The following is a 22,411-nucleotide window of genomic DNA, read 5'->3' as shown; positions in this document are numbered from 1 at the left end:
GCTTTTCCCCAAGGAGGCCGACAAGGGCCGGCTAGGCTAGAGCTGCGGTATGACCTGGGCCCAGATCGCGACCATCCCGACGAACAGCGCGATCGACGTCAGTGCAGCGGCTTCTTCCACGAAAATCCTGAACATGGCTTGCTCCATCACTAGAACGTATGAAGAACATTGTTCTCATTTCGTTCTCGGGAGTCAAGCGATCTCAGCCGCTTCAAAATGAAATGGTTAACCTGCTGAATTCACGCAATAAAAAAGCCCCGGCGCAAGGCCGGGGCTTTCGACAACCGCGTCTTGCGAAGCGGCTGGTCTCAGTACCTGGCGATCATCGGGCCGCCGAACTTGTAGTTCAGGCGGACGAGGCCCATGTCGACGTCCTGCTTGACGTGGTCGGTCTGGATACCGGCGAAGGTGACGTCCTTGCCCGACAGGAAAATGTGGTTGTACTCGACGCCAACCGACCAGTTCGGAGCGAAGCCGAACTCGAGGCCCGCACCGATGGTGCCGCCCCAACGGGTGTCGCTGACGGACGCAACGGTCGCGCCGGCAAAACGGAGTTCGTTCTTCGTGCCAACCACAGCCGCACCGCCCTTCGCGTAGAGCAGGACGTTGTTCCAGGCATAGCCGATCTGACCGGTGATCAGACCAAACGAATCGATCTTCGAGCGATCGTTGAAGCCGGTGAGCGCGCTCAGGTTGTCGCCGGAGAAGTCAGCCCAGTTGCCCTGGCCTTCCAAGCCGAACACCCATTGCGCCGACTGCCAGCGGTAACCGACCTGGCCACCGACCGTGCCGCCCGTCGCGTTGTGCGAGCCTTCGCCGCCAACCACCGGAGCAAGCTGATCCCAGGTCGTGTGAGCCGAAGCGCCACCGCCGTTGATACCGATGTAGAAGCCGCTCCAGTCATAGACGGTCGCGATCATCGCGGGCGCCTTGGTGTAAGGCCGCGCAGCCAGGTCAGCAGCCAGCGCCGGCGCGGTCGCGCCGATCGCGACGAGGCTCACAGCAGCAAGCAACATGTTCTTGTTCATTTGAATGAATCCCGTTCCAGTTTCGTCGTTAGGCCCCCGGGCCATGTCGACGTCATAACAGCGGTGGATGAAATTGCTGTAACCTCGACGCCACAGTTCGCACCAAAGGGCAGCGCTTCATTAATGAAAGTTTAGCGAAGCGTGCACGGAAACCCTTTGAAACAAGAGTTCCCAGCAGTTCCAATGGCATCGATACGACATACAGCGCGATCGCGTGTAACGACGTCGCGCGCACGATCCTGTGATCGAACACGCGAAGACGCGCTCACAGTTCCCCTACCCAATTGTCGCCACATTTTCGCTCGCCACAATTACGTTCATGTCGGGGTGAGCGCCGCGCGTATTTGGCACGCGTCATGTGAACACCTACTTCCCGAACAAGAAGCGGCGCCCTCGCCGCTCGGAGCACGTTGATTGCGGCCGTTGATCTGGGTGCCTCGGGTGAGGCAGTTCGATCTGCCACCAAAAGTTGTGATCGCGTCGATCCTCATATAGCGTCGGCTCGTCTCCTTCATTGCGTCTGGTCTCCGCATTTCATGATTGCCCGCATTTTGCTCCTCGTGCTCTCGCTGGCGATCGCCGGCGCGTTGCGTGCAGAACAGACTCCGGCCGAGAAAGCCGGATTTGCCTCCAGGCTGACGATCTATCTTGCCAAGGGGGCACCCGACGCCTGCGGGCCGGGCTGCGACCGCTGGATCGCAATCGAGGGCGAGGTTGATGGCGATGCTGCGTCGCGCATTCGCCGCTTCCTCGCCGGCGTCAAGGACACGCAGCGTCCGATCTACCTTCATTCGCCCGGCGGCAACGTGGAGCAGTCCTATGTCATCGGGAGGCTGTTGCGCAGCCGCAAGGCGGTCGCGCGGGTCGGCCAGACCCTTGCGACGGCATGTGCCGCGGGCACGCAGGTGGACGCCGCATGCCTGAAGGCGAAGAACGCAGGCGGCGAGGTCGAGGCCGAGCTCACCACGTATCATGCGATGTGCAACTCTGCCTGCGGTTACCTGTTTCTCGGCGCGACGTCGCGCGAGGTGGCACCGGACGCGGCGCTGGCGGTCCATAATTCCAGGCTCGTCTTCGCGGTTCACGGCCATCCGCCTGCAGCGTTGCTCGCAGAATTCAGGCAACGTCGCACGGCAGCCTCCGACCGCGACCGCACCGCCTACATTGCGGCGATGGGGATCAGCCGCGAGCTGGATGAACTGATCCACACCGTGAAGTTCGAAAACCTGCACGTGCTGACGCGCGCCGAGATCGACAGGTTCGGCATCGATACGCGACCGCTTGCCGAGACGATGTGGCGGCTGGAGAAAGGAGCCCGGCCATACATCAGCAAGTTCGCAACGCTGAAGAACGAAAACGGCCCGTCGTTCCGAACGATGGAATGGCGCCTGTACTGCGACATCAAAAATCGCGTGCCGCTGATGTTCGCGGCCGAGATCGACGAGGCGGCCGTCGGCAAACGCACGATCATGATGACGGCGGACGCTGACCCCAACGAGCAGGCCGGAGGATTTCCGGTGCGGGCCGGCAAATATGAAATGTGGAGCGGCTCGCTCGACTTCGGCACGTTCAGGGCGATCATGGCGTCGCGCTCCCTGCATGTCCGGGAGATCACGCGAAAGCCGGACGACACCGCAGACTCGACAAAGTTCGACATCGACGCCACGGGCCTGCGGTCGGCATGGACGCAGCTTGGGGCGACGTGCCCACCGGCGACGGCCGCACCGAAGAGCCCCTGGCCATCGGTTCCTCTGCAGGGTCGCGGCAGCTAGGACCGCCGGAGCGTCGCGTTCAGTCCGGAGACGGGATCCCCTGCAAGACGTCCCTGAGCACGCCGTACTGCAATCGAAAGGCTTCTGGGCTGTACTCTTGATAGCATCCCGCGGTCGCCGCGACGACCAAGGGGAGCGGCTTTATCGTCACGGCGGCGTGCTCGCTCGCCATGTCGGCGGCATCTTGTTCCGCGCAGCGTTAGCTACGACGGCGAACCAATCATCGTGCAGGGTCAGGCTGAGAGAAGTTGCGATCCAACATTGCGGTGGTGCCGATCTCTCGGTTCACGTGCAGCCTTGATCTGTTTTTCGCCACCTTTGAATTCGCTGCGTAGGCGCTCCTCAGTGCATACGACCTAACTCTCGACCCACGTCTGGCAATCCTCTCGAAGGAATCGCCACCGATCGTCTGCCCTGGCGCAGCCGCTACCAATGGGTTTACTCCGCGGCGGTATCGCGTTGGGCAATCGCTCACTTCTGGCGGCATCGACAGCGGCTGACCCCATTCGTTCGATGTCTTGACGATTCCATAGGCAAAGAAACCTGTTCCCCGGATGCCGTGCTGAGAAACGAGCCCGCGTCCCTTGTTGACGTCGAACCTGACAGTCCGCACGAGCGGGAAACAATGCTCCCGGAGTGGAAACTGCTGGTCATATTCGCGCACCTGTTCAAGAATTTCGCCAGGGTGATAGACAATATCGACCTCCAGCGCGTTGCTTTCACCCTTTCCGACGTTCCTATCCAGCGTGACCTGGTCGATCAGCCTGGCGCCTGTCTCCGGCGAGGGGTTGAAGGCAAACACTTTTGCAATGCGCGGACCTGGCCGAGGAGCAAAAGCAGAAAATTCGGCCAAGCCGGCCCCTAACGAATGCCCGACAGAAACGATTTGTGTTGATGCGTTCCTATAGCAGGGAAGGCTCGTTACTCTTCCGATGATGGCGTCGATGTTGCGCTGTAGTTGATGATAACCTTCGTCGGCCGCCCAATCGGTGAAACCGCGAAAATTGGAAAGAAAATCGCCCGGCTTCTCCGTGCCACGAAACACAATACTCACTTCGTTACATCGGGCGGATCTTCTCCCGTGGGCCCAAACGTTGAACGCGGGCCCCGTATATGAACCGATGAATCGCTTCAACCTGCCCGGCAGCGCTTTCTTGCAAGCGTCGTCTTGCGGAAAGGCTGCATCTTTGTCGTGGAGGCATTGGATGTAGCCTTCGCTCCCAAATCGATAGCTCCATCCCCGCATAAGCGTCTTGGCGTAATCCGTAATCTCATCCCGCGCTCCCAGGCCGATCACTGCCACTTCGGCGCCGGATCTCCCCGCGGCTCGCTCCTTTTCATAATCACTAACGGAAGCATAGGCACCCGCGGCCATGATCGCGTAAGGCGCGTAATAGCGGGCGCAAGGCGCTGAGTATTCTGCACTGATGAGACGGCCCTGCTCTTGCGGAATGCCAAAGCCGCATGGCAAGTTTCGCGCCGATTGCGCAGCCGCCTGATGCGGCAAGGTCAGCGCGCACAATCCGACAATGAAAAAAAGACGAGAAAAGAAATTTGAGGAATCTGGAAACATCGATGGCCCCCAGGTTAAACTTCTACATTGCGCCATAATCGGCCGCGGTTGGCAAGCTTTTTTGCGACCTTAGGTGGTATTTTTGTAGTCGCGTTATCATCCAATCGGGGAAGCCGTTTTCTTTCCAGGGATCGAAAATACGACGATGATCGCATAGATGCCGAAAATTCCGAATGCGAGCGGAATGCCATACGAAGCGAGCCAGCCTATGCGGACGGTGTCGTGCGCGTTCCAGACGTAACCGCCAAGCGCTACGCAGGTCCCGAAGCCTGCTTCATTTGTCCTGCAATTCTCGTCAGCAACGCTCGCCAAGGCCAGCCATGGTCCAAAGTAGGGCAGGAATGCCAAGACACTGGCCACAGCGAAGCCGAGAAGGAGACGACTGAGCCTGGACGCCCAACCCAGGCTTACCAGAATCAGACAGAGACAAAGCCACGTGGTTAAGGCGATGTAGAACACAATGAGCCATTTGAGCTGATTGCCAACAGCGACCACGATCCAGCTTACCGAGACCTTCAATACAAAATCGATGATGCTCGAGGCACGCTCCGACGCAAAGGTACACAAGCCCCTCTGATCCCAGCCCATAAAGGCTGCACTGGCTCCTGTTGCGAGGATGACGAATTCCGGGAGAAATGGAATGATCATCAGGAGCAGCAATGCCAGCCGATAACGACGCGACGAGTAAATGGATTGCGCGTTCATTGCCGAAAACCCGCCGATTGGATTATCAGAACGCCCACTTGAGGTAGCAGAACCTTTATCTCTTGTTGCGTTGTCCTGCCAGAAGTTTCCGCTGGCTCGCACGCCGTTTGGCCGCCAGCGGCGTCGTTCAAATCGATCGCGGCATCGACTACGGCTCTCGGATTCTGACGCTCGACCGCCATTGGTCCTTGGCCCTCACACCGGCGTATAAATCACGAGCTTCAGCGCCGGATCGTCATTGGCCTGAAAGCTGGTGTGCTCGAAATGCAGCACGCCCTTGGTGGGATGGGTCATGGTCTTGCGGCCCGACAAGGTGCCATGCACCTCGTGCGCGCCCCACCATTTAACGAATTCGGGACTCCCATCGCGCAGCCGCGTCAGCAATTCCGCAAAGGCTGGATCTCCGGCCCAGACATCGTGGGTGGCGCGAAACATCGCGACCATGCGCTTGGCCACGTCAGCCCAGCCCGCGCCGTAGGATTTTCGCGTGCGCTTGTTGGTCATCATCAGCAGCAGCGTGTTGCGATCCTCCTCCGGCAATCGGCCGAACGCAAAGATCTCCTCGGCGGCTTCGTTCCAGGCCAGCACATCCCAGCGCCGCCCGGTGATGTAGGCCGGGTGCGGCAGGCTCTCGACCAGCCGCAGGATGGGCGGCGTCACGATCTCGCGGGCGAATGCACGCCTGTCGCCGTTGCGCGCCAGCGCCTTCAGATGCGAATGCTCGGTCTTGCTGAGGCGCAGCGCACGCGCCAGCGCATCGACGGTCGTGACCGACGGGCTGACGGTACGGCCCTGCTCGAGCCGGATGTACCAATCGACGCCGATGCCGGCGAGCTGGGCGACCTCCTCGCGGCGGAGCCCCGCGGTGCGCCGCCGCTGGCCCGCGGGAAGGCCCACGGTCTTCGGCGACAGCTTTTCGCGGCGGGAGCGGAGGAAATCGCCGAATTCAACGCGGCGTGGGTCGGCCATCGCACGTTCCCGTGACAGAGGGTTTTGGAAATACTAGGATAATACCAGGCCCGCGCCTGTCCGCAAGATGTGCGCATCACCGTTTGCTGATGTTTCGTTCAGTGACGCCAACGATGTGATGGCGCTGATCGTGACGCCCGGCGATGGGCAGGCGGCGGTCGCCGACCATGTAGACCGTTGTCGGGGTGAAGCACGATCGTATCAGGGTCATTGCGCGGAAAAGGTCGCTTTGTTCAATCAAAGGCGCGGATGCTGCTCGATCCCGACGGCCGCGTCCGCTCCCTTCAGGGTTGTGGCGTCGCACAACAGGATTATCTGGCAACTTCCACGAATCAGCATCAATCTGATCTTGCAATGCACGGGGGTGCCGCGTGAGTGCTGATGCGCTGCTGATTAGTTTGGCGTTGTGGGGAATGATCGCGTGCGCAGCGATGAAGCTGGCGGTATTAATCGCTTAAGCCTGCCTGTTTATCCGAACAGCCACGCGATCAGATAGCGGATGGGATGCCGGACAAGCCAGGCAAGCACTGCGAGCCAAACAACGGTGGCCACGCCCGCCACGCCGAAATACGCCAGTGGCAAAAGCCAATCTAGCAGCTTTCGTGGATTGGCTGGCTCCATGTTTTGCTCGGCTGTGCCGTCGGGCATCGATCATCTCTGTTGGATCAATGACTACCGGCCTCGGCCGCGATGAACAAACGCAGATTGGAATTAACCTCACCAGTCAACGTTAAGGTCGTAGGCCCTTCTGGTCGACCGCTCGCTCCCGTCAAAAGGGGCCGGAGAGCGCCTCCAAAGGTGCCCTTCAAGCAAAGAAGTCCAGCACAGTGCTCAAATCGCGACGGCTCGCGGGCCTGCCGGAATAGATTGCGTCCAGCACGCGGCGGCAAGCTTCGACGACTTCAAAGTCTCGAAGATCGAAGGCAGCATCGAGCGCGGTCCATGCTGTGACCATCAGCGCGCTGTGAGGCCCGGCGCAGGCCAAGTGAGGCGATCGGTGCATCGAAATTGTCTCCCGTTCGGCTGCGCCAGTCTGGCAGAAAAATTTGAAGGATTGCGCCTCAAGCCGACGTGCAAATTAATCGGAGCCGTTAACGGAGCCTATACGCTGTCGCGTCCCTTCAGGGCGATCCTCGCCCCGGCGCCACGTCATGCTGGGCCCACTGAATACTAGGATAATACCAGGCCTTCTTGTCCCTGCGAAGGCGGCGCATATGAGCTTCACCCGACTTCGAGGTGAACATCATGAAAGCTGCCGTACTTAAATCCCTGGGATCACCGCTGGTGGTCGAGACCGCCCCGGATCCGGTGCTCGGCACCGGCGAGGTCATCGTCGATGTCGTCGCCACGCGCGTCCTGTCCTACATGAACGAGGTCTTCAGCGGCGAACGCAACTATGCGCTCGACCTGCCGATCATCCCCGGCCCCGGCGGCATCGGCCGGGTGCGCGCGATCGGCCCGGACGCAACCAAGCTCAGCGTTGGCGACTGGGTGTTCTGCGACCCGACGGTGCGCTCGCGCGACGACATCGTTGCGCCCGATATCGCACTGCAAGGGCTCACGGCCGCCGGCCCCGGCGGCATGCGCCTGCAGCAGCATTTTCGCCACGGCTCCTATGCCGAGCAGATGCGCGTGCCGACCGAGAATGTGAAGAAGCTTGGCCAGATCACGTCCGAGGAAGCCTCGCAATGGTGCGCGCTGGGAACGGCGCTGGTGCCCTATGGCGGCTTTCTCGCCGCAAACCTGCAAGCGGGAGAGACCGTGCTGGTGAGCGGGGCCACCGGCAATTTCGGCAGCGCAGCCGTCTCCGTCGCGCTGGCGATGGGCGCGGCCTGCGTGGTGACCCCCGGCCGCAACGAAGCGATCCTGGCCGACCTCGTCCGCCGCTTCGGGGCGCGGGTGAAGCCGGTCAGGCTCACCGGCAACGAGGACGACGACCGCGAGGGGATGAAGCGCGCCGCAGGAGGCCCGATCGATTGCGTGTTCGACATCATGCCGCCTTCGGTCAGCACGAACGTGGTGCGGGCGGCGGTCATGACGGTGCGCGCCTACGGCCGCGTCGTGCTGATGGGCGGCGTCGGCATGGCGGGCGGCGCAGGGCTCGAGCTGCCCTACCCCTGGATCATGCGCAATTGCGTCTCCATCCACGGCGTCTGGATGTATCCGCCGGATGCAGCGAGCCGTCTCATTGCCCTGGTGCGCGCGGGATTGTTGCGGCTGGACGAATACAAGACGACGAACTTCGACCTCGACCACGTCAATGAGGCCGTCGCCCACGCCGCGGCCAACGGCGGACCATTTAAATTGACGGTGGTCAGGCCGTAACCGGCCGGCCCGCTGCGGCGCTGCGCTGCTGCGGCGGGTTTGCCTGCTCTGTCAAATGGATGGCAGACGTCACCCCGACCGTCACCGGCTGCGGCCGTCTACTGTGCATGGGGTTGTTTTCGCAGTTTTATTCGAGCTCGATGACCTGACCGTTCGCCAGCGACACGCGCCGGTCCATGCGGCCGGCAAGCTCCATGTTGTGGGTCGCGATCAGCATCGACACCTTGGTGGCCTTGACCAGCTGCATCAGGGCCTGGAACACGTGGTCGGCGGTGTGCGGATCGAGATTGCCGGTCGGCTCGTCCGCAAACAGCACCCGCGGCGCATTGGCCACCGCCCGCGCGATCGCGACACGCTGCTGCTCGCCGCCCGACAGCTCCGCAGGACGGTGCGTGATGCGGTCGCCGAGGCCGAGATAGCCCAGGATCTCCTTGGCGCGCTTGACGCTCTCGGACTTCTTCAGGCCGCGGATCATCTGCGGCATCATCACGTTCTCAAGCGCCGAGAACTCCGGCAGCAGCCGGTGCGACTGGTAGACGAAGCCGATATCGGTGCGGCGAAGCTGGGTGCGCTCGATGTCGGGCAATTGCGAGGTCGGCGCGCCATTGACGTAGACCTCGCCGGAATCGGGCGCTTCGAGCAGGCCCGCAATGTGCAACAGCGTCGACTTGCCCGAGCCCGACGGCGCCACCAGCGCGACGGATTGTCCGGCCCACAGCGCGAGCTTCGCGTTGTCGAGGATTGTCAGCGCCGCCTCGCCCTGAAGGTACTGCCGCTTTATCTCGTGGAGATAAATGACCGGCACATCCTCGGCCCCCTGCTGCTGCTCCATCACCCCTCACTCGTACCGCAGCGCTTCGACGGGATCGAGGCGCGCGGCGCGCCACGACGGGTAGAGCGTCGCCAGGAACGACAGCGTCAGCGCCATGATGACGACGGCCGTGGTCTCGCCGACGTCGATCTCGGCGGGCAGTTTCGACAGGAAATACAGCTCCGGCGAAAACAATTCGGTGCTGGTCAGCCAGGACAGGAATTGCCGGATCGATTCGATGTTAAGGCAGATCACCAGCCCAACGAAGAAGCCGACCAGCGTGCCGACCACGCCGATCGACGCGCCCGTGATCAGGAAGATCCGCATGATCGAGCCCTGCGATGCGCCCATCGTGCGCAGGATCGCGATGTCGCTGCCCTTGTCCTTTACCAGCATGATCAGGCCGGAGACGATGTTGAGGGCGGCGACCAGCACGATCATGGTCAGGATCAGGAACATCACATTGCGCTCGACCTGGAGCGCGTTGAAGAAGGTCGAGTTGCGCTGGCGCCAATCGACCAGGAACACCGGCCGGCCCGCGGCCTCCGTCACCGACTTGCGGAAGGAGTCGATCTTGTCCGGATTGGTCGTGAACACCTCGATCGAGGTGACGTCGCTGCTGCGATTGAAATAGGCCTGCGCTTCGGCGAGCGGCATGAAGACGAAGCCGAGGTCGTATTCGGACATGCCGATCTCGAACACGGCGACGATCTTGTAGGGTTTTATGCGCGGCGTCGTGCCCATCGGGGTCACCGCGCCCTTCGGCGCCACCAGGGTCACGCTGTCGCCGGCATGCAGCGACAGCTGGTCGGCGAGCCGCCGGCCGATCGCGACGCCCTGCCCGTCGTCAAATCCCTCGAGCGAGCCCTGCTTGATGTTCTTGGCGATCGAGGTGAGGTTGTTGAGGTCGTCGGAGCGGATGCCGCGCACCAGCACGCCCGAGGCGTTCCAAGGCGAGGACGCCAGCGCCTGGCCGTCGACCACGGGGGCAGCTAACCGGACACCCTGGACCTGACTGATCCGCTCGGCGACGTCCTTCCAGTCGGTCAGCGGCGATTCCAGCGGCTGGACCAGGATGTGCCCATTCAGCCCCAGGATCTTGTCGAGCAGCTCTTTGCGGAAGCCGTTCATCACGGCCATCACGATGATCAGCGTCGCCACACCAAGCATGATGCCGAGGAAGGAGAACCCGGCGATGACCGAGATGAATCCCTCCTTGCGGCGCGCCCGCAGGTAGCGGGCCGACAGCATCCACTCGAAGGGCGCGAAAGGTGCGGTTTGTACGGTTTGGGTCATGGTGTCATCCATCGCTCGATAATCCCATGATTCGGGGTCAATTGTGGCCGGATTGGCGGCCGCGATCTCGGGCGATGAACAATATTCAGCCGATCAGCCGGGCGACAGCGTCCGCAGGCGACATTGTCTCGCGGGAGCCGTCGCTGCGCTTCTTGATCTCGACCTTGCCCTCGGCGAGCCCCTTCGGCCCGATCATGATCTGCCAGGGGATGCCGATCAGGTCGGCGGCCGCGAATTTGGCGCCGGCACGTTGATCGGTATCGTCATAGAGCACGTCGACGCCCTTGGCCTGGAGCTCCGCATAGAGCTTCTCGCAGGCCGCATCGACCGCCGCATCGCCCTGCTTCAGATTGAGAATTGACACGCGGAACGGGGCCACCGCCTCCGGCCATTTGATGCCGGCATCGTCATGGCAGGCCTCGATGATGGCACCGAGCAGGCGCGAGACTCCAACGCCGTAGGAGCCGCCGTGGATCGGCACGTCGACACCATCAGGACCGGCCACCAGGGCCTTCATCGCGTCGGAATACTTCGTGCCGAAATAGAATATCTGGCCGACCTCGATACCGCGGGTGTTCACCCGCTTGTCTTCGGGCACTTCCTGCTCGAACCGCGCGGCGTCGTGGACGTCCTCCGTCGCGGCGTAGACCGAGGTCCATTGCTTGATGATCGGGGTCAGGTCGCTCTCGTAGTCGACATCCTCGCCCGGCACCGGCAGGTCCAGCACGTCCCGATTGATGAACACGCCGGATTCGCCGGTTTCCGCGAGTACGATGAACTCGTGGCTGAGATCGCCGCCGATCGGGCCGGTCTCGGCGCGCATCGGGATCGCCTTCAGCCCCATCCGCGCGAAGGTGCGCAAATAGGCGACGAACATCTTGTTGTAGGAAACGCGTGCGGCGGCCTCGTTGAGGTCGAAGGAATAGGCATCCTTCATCAAGAACTCACGGCCGCGCATCACGCCGAAGCGCGGACGCTGCTCGTCGCGGAATTTCCATTGGATATGATAGAGATTCAGCGGCAGGTTCTTGTAGGACTTCACGTAAGCGCGGAAAATCTCCGTGATCATTTCCTCGTTGGTCGGCCCGTACAGCAGCTCGCGCTTGTGGCGGTCGGCGATGCGCAGCATCTCCGGGCCGTAGGCATCGTAGCGGCCGCTCTCGCGCCAGAGGTCGGCGAGCTGGAGCGTCGGCATCAACAGTTCCAGCGCACCGGCGCGGTCCTGCTCCTCGCGCACGATCTGCTCGATCTTCTTCAGCACCCGGAAGCCCAGCGGCAGCCAGGCATAGATGCCGGCCGCCTCCTGCCGGATCATGCCGGCGCGCAGCATCAGCCGATGCGAGACGATCTCCGCCTCTTTCGGATTTTCCTTCAAGATGGGCAGAAAGAACCGCGACAACCGCATGGTAATACTCTGGGAATCAGTGATGGGCTGCAGTGAAACCGGATTGAGAGCGAAAACACAAGGCCGAGAATGAGGAAAAGCCGCTAACGCGGCGGAATTCCTGTCATTTTTCCGTTGCCTTAAGATTCAGCTTGAGCCGCCACGGCTCGCCTTACCGCGGCGCCACATCGAGCTCGTCCTCAAGCGTGATCTTCTCGAAATCGGTCACCAGCGCGTCGATCCGCACATGCCAGCGGCCGGCAAAGGGCAGCTCGACCTTGCGCACGTGCCAATAGCCGTCGGCCCCGAGCTCGGCGTCGCGTTCCATCGGCTCGATGCCGCGCTCGGGCAGGCTGAGCGTCAGCGTCGCCTCCTTGGCCTTCAGCGGCGTCGCCTCGCCGGTCATGAGCTGGAGCACGAAATCATCCACGCCGGCTTTGCCGGGGGACACCAGCACCTGGAACATCGCCTTGTCGGTGTGGATGTGGATTGCCAGCGGGGTCTCCGGGACGATCGTCCGCGGCGGCGGCGTGAAGCGCCATCCGGCGACAACGGCAAAGATTCCGAGCGCGGCCACGCATTCGAGCAGGATCGAACGCTTGAGCGCGGACGCGGCCCCGTGATCTTTCGCCAGCGCTGGCGTCAGCCGAGTGCGATTAAGCGCGGCGAGCGCCAGCAGGCACACGACCAGCGCGAGCTTGACCGAGAGGATGACGCCGTAGCTGGTCTCGACCAAAGCCTGCGGCTTCTCGAGCTGGATGATCGCAAGCGCAAGGCCGGTCAGCGCCAGCGCCGCGACCACCGGCATGGCGATGCGCGAGAAGCGGTTCAGCAGCGGTAGCACTGCTGGCGTCGACTTCGAGACCAGCGCTGCAAGCGGCGCCAGCGCGCCGGTCCAGAAGGCGACGGCGAGACCATGGAGGAAGATTGCCGGCCGCGTGAGGATCTCGGGCGATGCCGTTGCGGCGTGCCCGGTCATCGCGAGCGACAGGCCGACACCAGCGAACGCGACCACGGCAACAGCGCGCGCGTACCACGCGCGGCTCAAAGCCATCAGCGCGAGCAGCATCGCGGCAATGGCGACGACCAAGGCGGGGCCGGCGCTGGTCGCGAATGCGATCGTCCAGGGAGCCGTCGTCACGAGCGCTGTGGGCGGTAGGCCCAAGAGATCGAGACCCAACACGCCCAGCGAGACAACGGCACTTGGGAGACCCACAAGCAGCGCCGCGCGCGGCACGCTCATACCCGTCATCGACCGCGCGATCCAGCGGCCAAAGAACACACCGCCGACGCCGACAAACAGCCCGAGATAGAGACCAATCCGCGACAGCCAGATCAGCGCATTCAAGCCACTATTCGTGCTCGCGGGAGGCTGCGTTCCCGTAGGCATGCCGATCGAAAAAATCACCGATCCCCCGACGGGATGGCCGTCCTGCGAGATCACGCGATAGCTCACGACCGCCGTGCCCTTTGGCAAATCCGGCGGCATCGCGACCAAAATGCTCTCGCCCGATGTCGTGACACGGGCGTCGTCGCGAGCCTTCCCGGCTCCGTCGATCAGCTGAATCGCGCCCGGGACCACCGTCTCGTTGAAGCGCAGCTCGACGGCCTTCGGCGCGCTCGCCAGCATGCTGCCGCTCGCCGGCTCGACCGAGATCAGCGCCGCATGCGCCAACGCGCCGGTCGAAGTGCCGGCGACGACGAGCAGCATCGCGAGAGCAGCGAGAAGACGCATTACGGCTTGGGCAGCAGCTTCACGCCGGGCGCCGGCGACTTGTCCTCATGCGAACGCGCTGCCCCCTCCGCCGGAATCTCGATCCAGCGGCTGACGCCTTTCTCGCATTCCTGTACCACCGGGAAATACAGCGTGGTGTTCGGTTTCAGGCTTTCGGTGAGGAAGCTGCTGACGACGAACTCGTCGTAATTGTGGTCCGGCAGCTTGCCGCCGGACCAGACCACTTCCTTCACGCCCGAGGTCAGCTTATTGCCATGATAGTCGTACGCACTGGCATACTCGCCCTCGACGACATCGACGTTCCAGCCGGCCTTCGGCATCGGCTTCACCGCGATGACGCCTTCGGGGATCTGCACGCGGATCTTGACCGTCGGCGAGCCGGAGCAGCCGTGCGGCACGGCGAAGACAGCCTTGTAGGACGCGCCGACCGCAGCTTGCTTGCCTTCCAGATAGACGTGCGCCGCCGCAGGCGATGCGGCGAACGCAGCCATCAGGATCAGCCAGGGTGTCTTCGACATGCTCGATCTCCCGGAAGTTAGATTACGTGAGTCACATCTTCATTCCCGAATGATCGGGCATTTTCTTCATCATCATGCTTCCGCCGCCGCCGGGCGCCTGGGCGCCGACACCCTGGACATCGAGCGACACGGCGACCTTTCCGGCCTTTTCGAACTCGAGCGTCACCGGCACCTTCTCGCCCTCTTTGAACGGGCCCTTGAGATCCTGGAGCATCAGATGATTGCCGCCCGGTGCGAGTTTCACGGTCTTGCCCGGCTCGATGACGAGACCTTTGTCCAGCGGGCGCATCTTCATGACGCCATTGTCCATCGCCATCTCGTGGACGTCGGCCTTGCCCGCGATCTCCGCCGAGACGCCGATCAGCTTGTCAGGCGCGGTGCCCTTGTTCTCGATGGTGAGGAAACCGCCAGCGACCTTGGCACCGCCAGGCGTCGCCCGGCTCCAGGCCTGCGAAATGACGAGATCGCCGGCCTTGACGTCGTCAGCGCGGACGGGAGCCGCGACCACAATGGCCGAGACCGCCGCGAGCGCGAAGATGCGTGAGAACTTGTTCATGTTGATTTGCCTTTCTTGTCGCCGCTGAGAGCGCCCACCTGTCAGAACGTGTACTTGCCGGCGAGAACGAAAGTTCGTCCCGGGAACGGATGGAACAGGAAATACTGCTCGTTGAAGAGATTATCGATACCGAAGTCGAACGCGAAATTCCTCGTCGCGTTGTAATGGATCTTCAAGTCCACAACGAAAAAATTGTCAAAGGCGCCGTAGACGTGCGGGATGATATCCGAGTTGTCCAGCGTCGAATACTGCTTGCCGCTATAGCGCGCGGCGACCGTATAGGCCCAGCTGTCGTTCGGCCGATAGGTGACGCCGAACTTGGCGCGCCAGTCGGGCACATTAGGCACACGCTTACCGACCGGCGTTGTTGGAACGCCGGAAAGTGGATCCCTGCCGGCCCAGTTTGCGTCGGCAAGTATTCGAGAATCGACGTAGGTCACGCTACCGAAAAGCTGAAGACCCTGAACAATGACGTTGTCCTTGTCGGCGGACAACTCCAGGCCCTGAAGCCTGATGGCGTCGACATTGCTGAATGTCGTCGCCGTCTGCGTAGCGTTGATCGCGTTGGTTTGCGAGATGATCGCATTGTTGGTCCGCTCGCTGAACAGGGTCAGGCGCACCCGGCCGTCGTTCCAGTGGCGCTCGATGTTAAGTTCACCGGTGAAATCCTGCTCGGGCTTCAGGAAAGGATTGGCGACCGTGATCGTGCTGCCGACCGTTACGTTCTGATAAAGTTCAAGCACGGTCGGATAACGGTATGCCTCGCCAAAATTGGCAGTGACGTTCCAATCCTTGTTTGGGTCGTAGGATAGCGATGCCTTGGGTGAGAAGTTCGTCGATGCGAGGCCCGGTTGATTCGTCGCGAAGACGGACGTGACGGCGCCGGCCGCCGTGCTCGTGGTGACGACATTGTAGCCGTCGAGCGCCTGCCAGCTATCCAGCCTTCCGCCCAATGTCAGCTTCAGATTCGGCTGGATCTTCCAGGCATCTTGCAACCAAAGTGCGCCCGTCCGGGTCCCGCCCTCTCCGTTCGCGTAGAGCTGGCCCGTACCGGTCGATGAGGTCTGGTACCAGACAGTCGACGCATACGTCGGATTCTCCAGGCGGTAACGATCGCCATGTACGCCAAAGCTGATCTCGTGAGGGCCGTCGTAGCCGAACGGACGCCAGATGCCCTTGGCGTCGGCATTCTGCCAATTGGTTCCGTCCATGCGCGTGATCTTGCCGTTCTGCGAGAAGCCGATACCGCTGGTTACCGTGAACGGATTGAGCTGGGTATCCTCGAGATAATTGTAGCTGGAGGCCGAGAGATCGAAGTCGAACACGCCCTTGCTATCGCTCTTCACAGCGACCGCATTGCTCAAATGCGTCTGGTCCCAAATGTACTTACCGCTGGCGAAGGTGCTGATACCGGCGAAGGTTGGCAGCCCGGTTATAGTCGAACGCAAGTAGGTCTGGGGATCGGACACTTGATGATTATTCCAGACCCCCAACGAATAGGTTGCTTGCACCAACGGCGACAGATCGTAGACGAGCCGTAGATTGGCAGATGTCTGCTGCGAATGTGCGAGAATGCCTGTGCCGACGATGTCGGCCTCTTGCCCGACTTTGTTCTTTGCCGCGAAGGCACCGGTGGTGCCCGCAGGAATGCCGCTGTTCGTGGTATACGTCAGCGGCTGCTGGAAGCTGTCGAGATAGTTGGCGCTCACGAGCCAGGATAGCTTGCCGTCCTTGTTGCCCGCCGCAGCGCTGGTCTGGCTCGTCGGATAGACGTCCTTCGTGCCGTATTGATTCCACGGCATGATCGAGACCGTTTCCTTGGCCACGGCAAACGGCTTGTCTGGCATCTTGGAAGTGATCAACAGGACGCCGCCGATCGAATTGCCGGGATAGGCCGCAGCAAAGGGACCATTGAGAAAATCAATCCGCCCGATCGCCTCCGGCGAAATCAAATTCCACTTCGGTGAGGCGTTGGTGTTGTTGTTGCCGATCAGTGCTGAGATCAGAAGATCGTCGTAATAGATCAGTGTGCGTGCGCTGGAGTTCAGGCCCCATGTCCGGGTCGCGAGCACGGCCTGGTTGTCGCCGTCATTGCGCTTCCGCACGAACAGGCTCGGCATGTATTTGACGGCGTCCTCGGGGTCCTTGAGGTTGATGGTCTCGTCGACCTGCTTTGCCGTGATGCTGAACCAACGCTGCGGCAGCTGATAGCGTGCCACCGCCGCCGGCTGATCGAGCGACGCCCGGGCGTTGCCAGCGCCCTGCTCATTGGTTGCGGCGACCGCGGCGGACCGCTCGACCGCCGGCTTTACAGAGGTTCTCTTGACGCCGACAGTTTGCACCGCTGGCTTGCGTGGCTTGGGTCTCACCGTCGCGGGTGCATCGACGGTCACCGCGGGCAGCTCCTTTAGGCTGTCCTGGGCGAAAACTCCGCTCGACGAGGCAAGCAGCGCAGCCTGAACGGCAACGACGCTCACGCCGCAGCGGGCATGACGAATTAACATTTGGGCAATCCTGACGCCGGCTTTCTCCCCGGCCATTCGACAGCATCAACCGCCAACGGATGAACCGAGGCGACACTGGAGTCGTCAGGAAAAGTGGGGAGGTCCGCGCGCCTGGGCGCTCGAGCCCCTATGAGTGGCGACAACGGACGCATCCGCCTCGTGCCACACCACGCGTTCGGCGTGGCGCAAAGGAACCGAGAGCGTCGCATGCGGCGGCGAATCGAAGGATGCATTGGCCTGCGCCAGGCAACACAGCGCGCAGGCACCGCCATGCGCGGCCGGCGAGCCACCTTGGTCGCCCGGAGGACCCTGCTCGCTGACGCTGTGGCAGATGACACCGGTGCCAAGCGGATCGGCAACGGCCTGGCCGGCCGCCCAGCAGGCGGCAATCGGCGCCAGCACCTGCATCACCAGGGCGAGCAGGACGATGGGTAAGAATTTTTGCAGCCGTGCGCGCATCCGCCGAACCATTCGTTCGCCTACCAACTAAACACCACGCCCGTCCCGAGTCGAGATCACTTCGCCAGCCTTGTTGGGATGACGCAAATTTCTCGAAAACTGTGCCCGGCGGGTCCCAGCCAGGATGGCGTCTGGCATTTGAGGCAGTTGCACCGCCCTGCTATTCCACAAAATTCTTATATTTGTCATATAGTTATGGAGCCAGCAGCCCGATCATTTCGTCAATTGCTCGAATTTTGAACAATCGTTGCCGAAAATGATGACAAGTGAGAAAAGTTGATCTAGCATCCCCTTGCTCAGGCCTGACCGCGAGGTCGAAGTCTGGTGGTCCAAGTCTCGGGAGGAGCCCCTGGCGCGCAAAACGCAGCGTCGCCCCGCCAATCAAGATCAAATCTTAGAATCGGGGATAATAGGGTCGACACAATTTTTGAGCGGGGCTAGAGCCCCGCTCTTTTTTTGTCTTTTGCGGCTGACGTGCCGATGAGTGCTTCTCCCAATCCGATCGAGCAAAGCTTTGAGCTTGCGGCCTTGCGCTGCGCCGATCTCACGCCCCTCGTCTATCAACGTCTGTTCAACGAGCACCCCGAAACGCGGGCGATGTTCCGTTCGCAAGGCAGCGAGCCCGTGATGGGATCGATGCTTGCGCTGACTATCGAGGCACTCCTCGACTTCGCAGGCCCGCGCAACGGCCATTTCCGGCTGATCGCCTGCGAAGTCGTCTCGCATGACGGCTATGGCACGCCGCGCGAGCTGTTCATCGCCTTCTTCGCGGTCATCAGGGATACGCTGCGCGAATTGCTCGACGATGAATGGTCAGCCGAGATGGCGCAGGCGTGGGACCAGCTGCTCGTCGAGATCGAGGCCTTCGCTGGCATCGCAGCGTAGCGCGCTTTGCGCTGCACCAACGCAGCAGCGACGATCCCGTCGTTGATTGTACATTGAGTGGCATCAACTCTTGTGAGACACTTTCCACATCGGTCGCTCAATCAATGACGCGCCGACGATAAAATATATGGGAGCGAGCGATGTCCGGGACGAAAGATTTCTCGACGACGAGGCGCGATCTTCTTCAGGCGGCAGCAACCGCCGGCGCCGCAACTGCCATCCTTGGCAGCATGGGGATAAACCCCGCACTTGCAGCCGAAGTCGGACGATCCGAGAAGCCGCTGAAAGCGGCCTTCTCCAACGCAGGTCTTCAGGCGACCTGGTGCGCGCAGGGCAAGCAGGCCGCGGAATTCTGGGGCAAGCTGTTCAATGTCGAAGTGACCTGGTTCGACGGCCAGCTCGACGCCGTGAAGCAGCGCGCCGCGATCGACAACATGGCCTCGCAGAAATGGGACTTCGTTGCGATCCAGGCCTTCGGCATCGGCACCCTCACCCAGCCCGTGCAGAAAATGATCGACGCCGGCACGCCTGTCATCGACATGGATACGCTGATTGCGCCGCTCGACCAGATCAACGTCCATTCCTTCCTCGCCCCCGACAACGAGTTCATGGGCGCCTCGGTGACCCAGGCGCTGTGCAACGCGATGGGCGGCAAGGGCAAGATCATCATGACCCAGGGCGCGCTCGGCCACACCGGCGCGCAGGGCCGCGCCAAGGGCTTCAACACTGTCGTCAAGCAATTCCCCGGCATCGAGGTGCTGGACACCCAGCCGGCCGATTGGGACGTGTCCAAGACCGCGCGGCTCTGGGAGACATATCTGACCAAGTATCCGCAGATCGACGCGGCATTCTTCCACAATGACGACATGGCGCTCGCCGCCGCCAACATCATGAAGGCCCACAACCGCACCAACATCCTGATCGGCGGTGTGGACGCAATGCCGCCGGCGATCCAGGCGGTGAGCGAGGGCCGGATGTTCGCAACCGTCCGCAACCCGTCCTGCCGCATTCATGGCGGCGCGATCGTTGCGGGTGTTGCGGCTGTGGTCGGAGGCGAGAAGAGCGGACAGGGCATTCCCAAGAACGTCGTCACCGACGGCCCGGTCGTGACCAAGGCCAATGCGGCCGGCATGCAGTGGATGGAAGATCACTTCCTGATCTGAAATTCTCCAAGATCTGAACTCCATGCCTGAGGGTCAACAGCCCATCCTGGAACTCCAGGGCATCACGAAGAGCTTCGGCGGCGTCGAAGCGCTTCGTGGTGTCGACTTCGCGCTTCTTCCCGGCGAGATCCACGGTCTCGTCGGCGAGAACGGCGCTGGAAAAAGCACGCTGATGAAGATCATCGCCGGCGTGCACACCGAATTCTCCGGCCGCTTCCTGATCGACGGCCAGGAACAGCATTTCCGCTCAGCGCGCGACGCGCACGCGGCCGGCATCGCTATGGTTCATCAGGAACTCTCTGTCGCGCCCGATCTCACGGTCGCGGAGAACGTCTTCCTCGGCAACCAGCCGACCAACCGGCTCGGTCTCGTGCAATGGCGGCGCATGGCGCGCGAGGCCGGCGAGCAGCTTTCTCGATTTGGCATCGATGTCGATCCCATGAGCAGGCTCGGCGACCTGCCGATCGGGTTGCAGCAGCTGATCGAGATCGCCCGCGTGCTGTTCTCCGGCGCCCGCATCGTCATCCTGGACGAGCCGACCTCCGCCCTCTCTCCGCCGGAGGTCGAACGGCTGTTTGCGACGCTGCGGCGGCTGCGCGAACAAGGCACTGCCATCGTCTTCATTTCGCATTTCATCGAGGACATCCTGCGTGTCTCCGACACGGTCACCGTCTTCCGCAACGGGCGGAAGGTGGCGGAAACCGCGAGCGCGGCGACCACCAAGGGCGCGCTGATCGAGGCCATGATCGGTCGCGGCGGCGAGGCGCTCGAGCACAGCTACAGCGACGATCTGATGCTGCCGCGGTCGAGCGACAGTTCGGTCATCCTGAAGGTCGATCAGCTGTCGCTGGCTCGCAGCCTGAACGACATCTCCTTCGAGGCCCGCGCCGGCGAGGTGCTCGGCATCTACGGCTTCATGGGCTGCGGTCAGCAGGAATTATCCCGCATCCTGTTCGGCAAACTGAAACCGGACGCCGGCACGCTCGCCGTCGAGGGCAAGCCAAAAACCTTCGCCAGCACGGCGGCGGCGCGGCGCGCGGGCGTGGCGCTGGTGCCCGAGAGCCGGCGCGCCATGCTGTTTCACCAGGAGCCGGTCTACAAGAACATCTCGATCAGCATCCTGGATCGCATCTCCTCACTGCTGCTCAAGCCCACGCAGGAGCGCGACATCGCCCAGCGCCAGGTCGAGCAGTTACAGATCAGGCCGCCGGTGGTCGGCCTCGACCTCGGCATGCTCTCCGGCGGCAATCAGCAGAAGGTCGCACTCGCAAAATGGCTGACCTATCCGCCGAAGCTTCTGGTGCTGTGCGAGCCGACCCGCGGCATGGATGTCGGCGCCAAGAACGACGTCATCAACATCGTCCGCGACCTCCGTGCCAAGGGGCTCGCCATCATCGTGCTGTCGACCGAGCCGGAAACGGTGCTGTCGCTGGCTGACCGCATCCTCGTGCTCAAGCGCGGCGCCCTGGTGCGGGAATTCAAGAACGAGCCGGTCAGCAAAGACCGCCTGCTGGAGGCGGCGTGACGGAGAAGCACCATGGCGAGCAGTGAGACCGCACCGGCCGCGGGTCAGCGCGCACGGGGCCTTGGGCCCTTCCTGCGCTCGCAGATGCGCAACATCGCGCCGTTCCTGACGCTGATCTTCCTCTCCGCCTTTTTCGCTCTTGCCAGTCCCTCCTTCGCGACGATCGACAATCTCGGCAACATCCTCACGCAAGTGTCGGTGACCGGCATCATCGCCGTCGGCCTCACCTTCGTGATCCTCTGCGCCGAGATCGATCTCTCGATCGCCGGCATCGCCAACGTTACCGGCATCGCCGTCGCCTACTTCACGCTGCAGGAATCTTACGTCAACATTCCGAACATCCCGCTCGCCGGCGCCGCCGCGATCCTGCTGGCGATCCTGCTCTGCGCGGCTCTCGGCCTCGTCAACGCGCTGGGGCTGACCGTGATCGGCATCCCCTCCTTCATCATGACGCTCGCCATGATGCAGATCGCCGCCGGCATCTCGGCGATGCTCGTGCGCGGCCAGATCGCCTACAAGGTGCCGAGCCTGATCACGACGCTCGGCTCCGGCTCGATCGGCGGCATCCCCTGGATCGTCATCGTCGCGGCCATCATGCTGCTCGGCGGCCATCTGATGCTGACCTACACGCGCTTCGGCCGCTACGTCTACATGGTCGGCGGCAACCGTGAGGCGGCCGAATATGCCGGCCTCAACGTCAAGCTCATCCTCGGCGCGGTCATGGTGATCTCGGCGGTGTGCTCCGGCATCGGCGGCATGCTCGGCGTCGCCCATTTCGGCAGCGCGCAGCAGAACGAGTTCGACACCTATCTGCTCGACTCCATCGCTGCCGTCGTCGTCGGCGGCACCAGCCTGTTCGGCGGCCGCGGCGGCATCGGCAACACCATCGTCGGGCTGTTCGTGCTCGGTGTTCTCAACAACGGCCTCGACCACGTCAACATCGACAGCTTTTTGAAGATCCTGATCCGCGGCCTGATCCTGCTGGCGGCGCTGATCATCAACGTCTACGCACAGCGGCTGAGAGAAAAAGCGGCGGACTAAATCGCCGCCGAAACGAAACCGCGAAAACAACCCCATGCACAGTACAAATCATTGGGGATTTTGGCGCGGGCAGAATGCGAACTTTCCGAAATTGAGTTTGACACGTCGGGCAAAACAGGAGCAGGATGTCATCATGGCGATGGGCACGTCGATGGCAGCTCC

The 22,411-nt window shown here is 62.2% G+C and carries 19 protein-coding genes; 6 read left to right on the top strand and 13 right to left on the bottom strand.

The features are described 5' to 3' along the window. Positions 1-308 precede the first annotated feature (308 nt). A complete protein-coding gene (locus tag ABIA96_RS15670; protein ID WP_354137940.1) occupies positions 309-1,028 on the bottom strand; it encodes an outer membrane protein in 720 nt (239 codons plus the stop codon). A 536-nt stretch (positions 1,029-1,564) separates the two neighbouring features. Here ABIA96_RS15670 and ABIA96_RS15665 point away from each other — a divergent pair. Continuing rightward, complete coding sequence (locus ABIA96_RS15665) at positions 1,565-2,800, top strand: hypothetical protein (protein ID WP_354137939.1); 1,236 nt, start codon at positions 1,565-1,567, stop codon at positions 2,798-2,800. Positions 2,801-3,020: 220 nt separating this feature from the next. Here ABIA96_RS15665 and ABIA96_RS15660 read toward each other — a convergent pair whose 3' ends face one another. The 4 genes from ABIA96_RS15660 to ABIA96_RS15645 all read right to left on the bottom strand — a co-directional run bounded on the left by ABIA96_RS15660 (position 3,021) and on the right by ABIA96_RS15645 (position 6,695). Further along, the gene (locus tag ABIA96_RS15660) at positions 3,021-4,373 is read right to left on the bottom strand and encodes an alpha/beta hydrolase family protein (protein WP_354137938.1); all 1,353 of its coding nucleotides are present in this window, start codon (positions 4,371-4,373) and stop codon (positions 3,021-3,023) included. 96 nt (positions 4,374-4,469) lie between these two features. Then, positions 4,470-5,078 carry a hypothetical protein gene (locus ABIA96_RS15655; protein ID WP_354137937.1) on the bottom strand — a complete coding sequence of 203 codons (609 nt, stop codon included), beginning with the start codon at positions 5,076-5,078 and terminating at the stop codon, positions 4,470-4,472. 195 nt (positions 5,079-5,273) lie between these two features. Beyond that, on the bottom strand, positions 5,274-6,047 hold the full coding sequence (locus ABIA96_RS15650; RefSeq protein WP_354137936.1) for a helix-turn-helix transcriptional regulator: 774 nt from the start codon (positions 6,045-6,047) through the stop codon (positions 5,274-5,276). A 468-nt stretch (positions 6,048-6,515) separates the two neighbouring features. After that, positions 6,516-6,695 (bottom strand): hypothetical protein, encoded by a 180-nt coding sequence (locus tag ABIA96_RS15645; RefSeq protein WP_354137935.1) that lies wholly within the window; start codon positions 6,693-6,695, stop codon positions 6,516-6,518. Positions 6,696-7,292: 597 nt separating this feature from the next. Between ABIA96_RS15645 and ABIA96_RS15640 the strand changes: the two genes are divergently transcribed. Beyond that, entirely contained in the window at positions 7,293-8,372 is a 1,080-nt protein-coding gene (locus ABIA96_RS15640; protein WP_354137934.1) for a zinc-binding dehydrogenase, read from the top strand. A gap of 127 nt (positions 8,373-8,499) precedes the next feature. Here ABIA96_RS15640 and ABIA96_RS15635 read toward each other — a convergent pair whose 3' ends face one another. From ABIA96_RS15635 to ABIA96_RS15600, 8 genes are all read right to left on the bottom strand, one after another. Continuing rightward, entirely contained in the window at positions 8,500-9,204 is a 705-nt protein-coding gene (locus tag ABIA96_RS15635; protein ID WP_354138187.1) for an ABC transporter ATP-binding protein, read from the bottom strand. A 6-nt stretch (positions 9,205-9,210) separates the two neighbouring features. Continuing rightward, complete coding sequence (locus ABIA96_RS15630) at positions 9,211-10,479, bottom strand: lipoprotein-releasing ABC transporter permease subunit (RefSeq protein WP_502918820.1); 1,269 nt, start codon at positions 10,477-10,479, stop codon at positions 9,211-9,213. Positions 10,480-10,564: 85 nt separating this feature from the next. Continuing rightward, complete coding sequence (gene proS, locus ABIA96_RS15625) at positions 10,565-11,884, bottom strand: proline--tRNA ligase (protein ID WP_354137932.1); 1,320 nt, start codon at positions 11,882-11,884, stop codon at positions 10,565-10,567. 151 nt (positions 11,885-12,035) lie between these two features. Beyond that, the gene (locus ABIA96_RS15620; protein ID WP_354137931.1) at positions 12,036-13,598 is read right to left on the bottom strand and encodes a copper resistance CopC/CopD family protein; all 1,563 of its coding nucleotides are present in this window, start codon (positions 13,596-13,598) and stop codon (positions 12,036-12,038) included. Beyond that, the gene (locus ABIA96_RS15615) at positions 13,598-14,116 is read right to left on the bottom strand and encodes a YcnI family protein (protein ID WP_354137930.1); all 519 of its coding nucleotides are present in this window, start codon (positions 14,114-14,116) and stop codon (positions 13,598-13,600) included. The genes ABIA96_RS15620 and ABIA96_RS15615 overlap by 1 nt, the downstream gene beginning before the upstream one ends. A gap of 31 nt (positions 14,117-14,147) precedes the next feature. Beyond that, the gene (locus tag ABIA96_RS15610; RefSeq protein WP_354137929.1) at positions 14,148-14,672 is read right to left on the bottom strand and encodes a copper chaperone PCu(A)C; all 525 of its coding nucleotides are present in this window, start codon (positions 14,670-14,672) and stop codon (positions 14,148-14,150) included. Positions 14,673-14,713: 41 nt separating this feature from the next. Continuing rightward, positions 14,714-17,176, bottom strand: coding sequence for a TonB-dependent receptor (locus ABIA96_RS15605; RefSeq protein WP_354137928.1), 2,463 nt, complete (start codon positions 17,174-17,176; stop codon positions 14,714-14,716). Positions 17,177-17,260: 84 nt separating this feature from the next. Beyond that, positions 17,261-17,635: a DUF2946 domain-containing protein gene (locus ABIA96_RS15600; RefSeq protein WP_354137927.1), complete on the bottom strand. Its 375-nt coding sequence runs from the start codon at positions 17,633-17,635 to the stop codon at positions 17,261-17,263. Between the two features lie 480 nt (positions 17,636-18,115). Between ABIA96_RS15600 and ABIA96_RS15595 the strand changes: the two genes are divergently transcribed. The 4 genes from ABIA96_RS15595 to ABIA96_RS15580 all read left to right on the top strand — a co-directional run bounded on the left by ABIA96_RS15595 (position 18,116) and on the right by ABIA96_RS15580 (position 22,249). Further along, complete coding sequence (locus tag ABIA96_RS15595) at positions 18,116-18,520, top strand: globin (RefSeq protein ID WP_354137926.1); 405 nt, start codon at positions 18,116-18,118, stop codon at positions 18,518-18,520. Positions 18,521-18,660: 140 nt separating this feature from the next. Continuing rightward, positions 18,661-19,683 carry a sugar ABC transporter substrate-binding protein gene (locus tag ABIA96_RS15590; protein WP_354137925.1) on the top strand — a complete coding sequence of 341 codons (1,023 nt, stop codon included), beginning with the start codon at positions 18,661-18,663 and terminating at the stop codon, positions 19,681-19,683. Between the two features lie 22 nt (positions 19,684-19,705). Next, the gene (locus tag ABIA96_RS15585) at positions 19,706-21,208 is read left to right on the top strand and encodes a sugar ABC transporter ATP-binding protein (RefSeq protein WP_354137924.1); all 1,503 of its coding nucleotides are present in this window, start codon (positions 19,706-19,708) and stop codon (positions 21,206-21,208) included. Positions 21,209-21,220: 12 nt separating this feature from the next. After that, positions 21,221-22,249 (top strand): ABC transporter permease, encoded by a 1,029-nt coding sequence (locus ABIA96_RS15580; protein ID WP_354137923.1) that lies wholly within the window; start codon positions 21,221-21,223, stop codon positions 22,247-22,249. The last annotated feature ends 162 nt before the right edge of the window (positions 22,250-22,411 follow it).

It is taken from the genome of Bradyrhizobium sp. LB11.1, assembly GCF_040549385.1.
GTDB lineage: Bacteria > Pseudomonadota > Alphaproteobacteria > Rhizobiales > Xanthobacteraceae > Bradyrhizobium.
The sequence above is the reverse complement of the archived record's forward strand: the minus strand, read 5'-3'. Positions and strand labels throughout refer to the sequence as shown.

Coding starts and splice junctions, on each gene's coding strand:
- proS (WP_354137932.1), bottom strand. CDS start 11,884: ATGCGGTTGTCGCGGTTCTTTCTGCCCATCTTGAAGGAAAATCCGAAA.
- ABIA96_RS15665 (WP_354137939.1), top strand. CDS start 1,565: ATGATTGCCCGCATTTTGCTCCTCGTGCTCTCGCTGGCGATCGCCGGC.
- ABIA96_RS15595 (WP_354137926.1), top strand. CDS start 18,116: ATGAGTGCTTCTCCCAATCCGATCGAGCAAAGCTTTGAGCTTGCGGCC.
- ABIA96_RS15635 (WP_354138187.1), bottom strand. CDS start 9,204: ATGGAGCAGCAGCAGGGGGCCGAGGATGTGCCGGTCATTTATCTCCAC.
- ABIA96_RS15660 (WP_354137938.1), bottom strand. CDS start 4,373: ATGTTTCCAGATTCCTCAAATTTCTTTTCTCGTCTTTTTTTCATTGTC.
- ABIA96_RS15590 (WP_354137925.1), top strand. CDS start 18,661: ATGTCCGGGACGAAAGATTTCTCGACGACGAGGCGCGATCTTCTTCAG.
- ABIA96_RS15615 (WP_354137930.1), bottom strand. CDS start 14,116: ATGTCGAAGACACCCTGGCTGATCCTGATGGCTGCGTTCGCCGCATCG.
- ABIA96_RS15580 (WP_354137923.1), top strand. CDS start 21,221: ATGGCGAGCAGTGAGACCGCACCGGCCGCGGGTCAGCGCGCACGGGGC.
- ABIA96_RS15670 (WP_354137940.1), bottom strand. CDS start 1,028: ATGAACAAGAACATGTTGCTTGCTGCTGTGAGCCTCGTCGCGATCGGC.
- ABIA96_RS15655 (WP_354137937.1), bottom strand. CDS start 5,078: ATGAACGCGCAATCCATTTACTCGTCGCGTCGTTATCGGCTGGCATTG.
- ABIA96_RS15645 (WP_354137935.1), bottom strand. CDS start 6,695: ATGCCCGACGGCACAGCCGAGCAAAACATGGAGCCAGCCAATCCACGA.
- ABIA96_RS15630 (WP_502918820.1), bottom strand. CDS start 10,479: ATGACCCAAACCGTACAAACCGCACCTTTCGCGCCCTTCGAGTGGATG.
- ABIA96_RS15620 (WP_354137931.1), bottom strand. CDS start 13,598: ATGCGTCTTCTCGCTGCTCTCGCGATGCTGCTCGTCGTCGCCGGCACT.
- ABIA96_RS15585 (WP_354137924.1), top strand. CDS start 19,706: ATGCCTGAGGGTCAACAGCCCATCCTGGAACTCCAGGGCATCACGAAG.
- ABIA96_RS15600 (WP_354137927.1), bottom strand. CDS start 17,635: ATGCGCGCACGGCTGCAAAAATTCTTACCCATCGTCCTGCTCGCCCTG.
- ABIA96_RS15640 (WP_354137934.1), top strand. CDS start 7,293: ATGAAAGCTGCCGTACTTAAATCCCTGGGATCACCGCTGGTGGTCGAG.
- ABIA96_RS15605 (WP_354137928.1), bottom strand. CDS start 17,176: ATGTTAATTCGTCATGCCCGCTGCGGCGTGAGCGTCGTTGCCGTTCAG.
- ABIA96_RS15650 (WP_354137936.1), bottom strand. CDS start 6,047: ATGGCCGACCCACGCCGCGTTGAATTCGGCGATTTCCTCCGCTCCCGC.
- ABIA96_RS15610 (WP_354137929.1), bottom strand. CDS start 14,672: ATGAACAAGTTCTCACGCATCTTCGCGCTCGCGGCGGTCTCGGCCATT.